This window comes from Synechococcus sp. R8-2, from assembly GCF_047461715.1.
Taxonomy (GTDB): Bacteria; Cyanobacteriota; Cyanobacteriia; order Thermostichales; family Thermostichaceae; genus Thermostichus.
Map to the genome: position 1 here is coordinate 1 of NZ_JANSHQ010000082.1, position 3,316 is coordinate 3,316.

At 59.1% G+C, this 3,316-nt stretch carries 4 protein-coding genes and 1 riboswitch; of the genes, 3 read left to right on the forward strand and 1 reads right to left on the reverse strand.

From position 1 onward, the window contains the following. The 3 genes from NW819_RS02205 to NW819_RS02215 form a co-directional block, all read left to right on the forward strand. On the forward strand, positions 1-371 hold a 371-nt coding region (locus tag NW819_RS02205; RefSeq protein ID WP_414412759.1), incomplete at its 5' end, for an HAD-IC family P-type ATPase. Between the two features lie 128 nt (positions 372-499). Then, positions 500-636, forward strand: a riboswitch (cobalamin riboswitch). 32 nt (positions 637-668) lie between these two features. Beyond that, positions 669-1,709: a sirohydrochlorin chelatase gene (locus NW819_RS02210; RefSeq protein WP_414412761.1), complete on the forward strand. Its 1,041-nt coding sequence runs from the start codon at positions 669-671 to the stop codon at positions 1,707-1,709. Positions 1,710-1,806: 97 nt separating this feature from the next. Beyond that, the gene (locus NW819_RS02215; RefSeq protein ID WP_414412760.1) at positions 1,807-2,706 is read left to right on the forward strand and encodes a hypothetical protein; all 900 of its coding nucleotides are present in this window, start codon (positions 1,807-1,809) and stop codon (positions 2,704-2,706) included. On the opposite strand, the gene NW819_RS02220 is transcribed toward NW819_RS02215, so the two are convergent. Next, a complete protein-coding gene (locus NW819_RS02220; protein WP_414331538.1) occupies positions 2,703-3,314 on the reverse strand; it encodes a PAP/fibrillin family protein in 612 nt (203 codons plus the stop codon). The genes NW819_RS02215 and NW819_RS02220 overlap by 4 nt on opposite strands. Positions 3,315-3,316: the final 2 nt, after the last annotated feature.

Below are 3,316 nucleotides of genomic sequence, written 5' to 3' on the forward strand. Positions count from 1 at the left end.
TGGTGGGAGATGGCATTAACGATGCTCCGGCTCTGGCAGAAGCGGATGTGGGGATCGCCATCGGTACGGGTACGGATGTGGCGATGGCCGCCAGCGATATTACCCTCATGTCGGGAGATCTGCGCGGAGTCGCCACAGCCATTCAACTCAGCCGGGCCACCCTCAACAACATCCGCCAGAACCTCTTCTTCGCCTTTATCTACAACACGCTCGGGATCCCGATTGCCGCTGGGGCGCTCTATCCCTTTACAGGCTGGTTGCTCAACCCTATGCTGGCGGGGGCAGCCATGGCCCTGAGTTCCGTTTCGGTGGTCGCCAATGCCCTGCGCCTGCGACACTTTCAGCCCCCCAGACCAGCGGGCCGGCGTTAGGCCCTCTCCCAGGGGCAAGGGGGATTAGCGCGGCAACAGTTTTGCTGCCCTTTGAGCATGAGTCTGCCGTACCGCTCATGCCTCAGGGCTATCTTCTGGCAGACAAGGACATCCCCCCCAGGGGGCTTGGTGAACGACAAGCGGCAAGCTAACCTAAAAGGCTCAGGCAGACTGGGGAAAGCGCGGTGCAAGTCCGCCACTGTGACGCAACTGTGATGGGATCCCTCCCTCAGCCAGAACACCCACCTGCCGTTGTCCTGTACCCCTTGCGATTCACAAGGAACGGAGTTTTTTGTGTTGAATACCCTCAGTGTTTCCCCTCCGCTTGCGGTTGGGCAGTCTCCTGTTGTCCCCCTGCCCCTGTTGCTCATCGGCCACGGATCCCGCGACCCCCAAGGGCAGCAAGCCTTTCTGGAGCTAGCCCAGGCTTACCAAGCTCTCACCCCCCATCGACCGGTGATCCCTTGTTTTCTGGAGCTGACGGAGCCGAGTATCGCCCAAGGGATCCAGCAGTGTATTGCCCAAGGGTGGCAAGAGATTGTGGTCCTGCCGCTGCTGTTGTTTGGGGCCCGCCACAACAAGTTCGATGTGACGATGGAATTGGATCGCCTGCAGGCCCTCTATCCCCAGTTGCGCATTCATTACGGTGGGCCGTTGGGGATCCGCATCGAGATCCTGCAACTGCTGCGAGACCGATTGGCTGCTCTGATAGCTGCCCAACCGCGGCGGATCCCAGAGGCAGAAACCGTGCTCCTATTTGTGGGTCGCGGCTCCAGCGATCCTGAGGCCAATGCCGAAGCCTGTAAACTGGCTCGGCTGCTTTGGGAAGGATCCGGGTTTGCCGCTGTGGAAACTTGCTTTATCGGCATTACCCATCCCCGCCTGCCTGTGGGGTTGGAGCGGGCCTCGTCCTGGCAGCCGCGTCGGGTGATCGTGCTGCCCTACTTTCTGTTTACGGGGGTGTTGGTGAAAAAAATCGAGGCGGCAGTGGAGAAACAACGACAACGACAGCCGGAAATCGACTGGCTGATGCTGCCGGAATTGGGCCTTGTGGATACGGTGCTGCACAGCCTGCAGCAACTGGAGCAGGAAGCCCTGCAGGGCCAAACCCCGATGAACTGCCACCTGTGCAAGTTTCGCCTGGCCGTGAGCGCAGAGGTTGGAGCTGGGCATACCCATCACCATCCTCACGAGCATCATGACCACCATCACGGGCACGGATCCCATCACCACCCTCATTCTCACCATCACCCTCAGCACGGCCACACCCACGCAGCGGCTGGGGATCCCTGGGCCCAATTAGAGGGCTACCACCAACGGGCTTGGCAGGTGCCCTGAGAGGGAAACAGAGGCTGCTGGCGGGATAAACTGAGTGCAGACAGGCCATTTTTGAACCTGGTTTTCCCGCTCTAGCGGTTGTGATGACGAAAAAACGATGATGCTCTCCCGCTCCTCTTGGGTTTCAGGTGCCGCTGCCGCGGGGAGCGGGATCTTTGTTTTCGCCCTGGTGGTGGGGCTGCTGGATCAGATCCTGCCCACCCTGCCCAAGGTTTCCTTATCCTTGGCCGGGATCCCTGGGATCCTGGCTGGAATTGGGTCTGCCTATGGGGTTTGGCAGGTGGTTCAGATGGGTCTGCAATCGGCTTCCTGGAGCGACTTTCGAGAATCGCTGGTGGCGACCCTATCTCCCTTTGATCCTGCCGACCACGGCGGCGAGCCACGACAACCTAAGGGGGATCCTCGCCCTTGGCAGGTGGCTCAGGAGATCCGGCAAACCCAGCTCCGCCATCAAAAGATCCTTGACCGCATCAAGCAGCGGGTGAAAGCCGAAATCCAGACCTGTGAACGCGCCCAAGCCCAACTGCGCAGCGAGCAGCAACGGTCTCGAGTCCTGCAGGCCCAAGCCCAACAGTTACAACAGCATCTGCAAAACCTACAAACATCTTCCCCTTCTCCAAGCTCCGAGTCGACCAAACCCACGCCAGAGCAAGCGCTGCGCCAAAAGCTCCGCCAACTTCAATCCCAGGTCACCACCCTGAAAATAGAATTGGAACGCCAAAGGACCCAACTGCAACACGCAGAAGCAGAGCGGGCTCAACTCCAGCAGCAGCAGCAAAAACTCAAGCGCATCCTGCAGCGCAAAAAATTGGAAAATCGAGAGTTGCGCTCCCAACAGGCAGAATGGGCCCGGCAACTGGAGCAAACTCAACAGGAGCTGCAAACTTTGCGAGAGTCCTACCGCGCCTTGCAAGTTCTACAGGAAATAAGCTCCACCCTAACCCAAAACCCATCTCACGAAAGGGCGGAAACGGAGTCCTCTGGATCCTCCGACTAGCCGACCCGCTTTAGAACAAATACACTCCCCTCGCTGCCCCGACCCAGCCGCAAGTCTTCATCCAAATAGGTGATATCCAGCCAACCCGTTGGCTCGCGGCGGCGAATATCGATTTGAATAGCCGGGATCCGCTCCGGAGCCCGCTCGAGCAAATAGAGAAAACTCTCGATCTCGTAGCTCATCAAAGCTTGGGATCCGAGCACCAATCGCTCGAAAATCACCCTCACCCGGCGCTCAGATTCGGGGTAAAAGCGCGCTGATACAGCCAAGACTCCCCGTGGCACCCAAGCCCCCAGCCAGCCGGATCCCTGGATCTCCGCCACGTTGAAGACCCGTCCAGCCTTGGCCCGAATACACTGGTAGATCTCGCCGGTGGTCAAAAAAGGCAACTGTGCCAGCCGCAGCAGAGCTGTGCTCGTGGTAAATAGGGTGAGCCAGTTCCCCTCCAACCCTTCAGGAGCCGATGTTGGCTTGGGGGTGGGGTTGAGCGCTTCTAGGACGGCAATTTGAGACAAAATCTGGGCTTTTTGGTCAGGGGAGACTTTCCGGCCCCGGTCGGTTGCCTCCAGCAGGTGCAGCAGAGCCGATTTTTGCTGAGCCAGGGCCATGA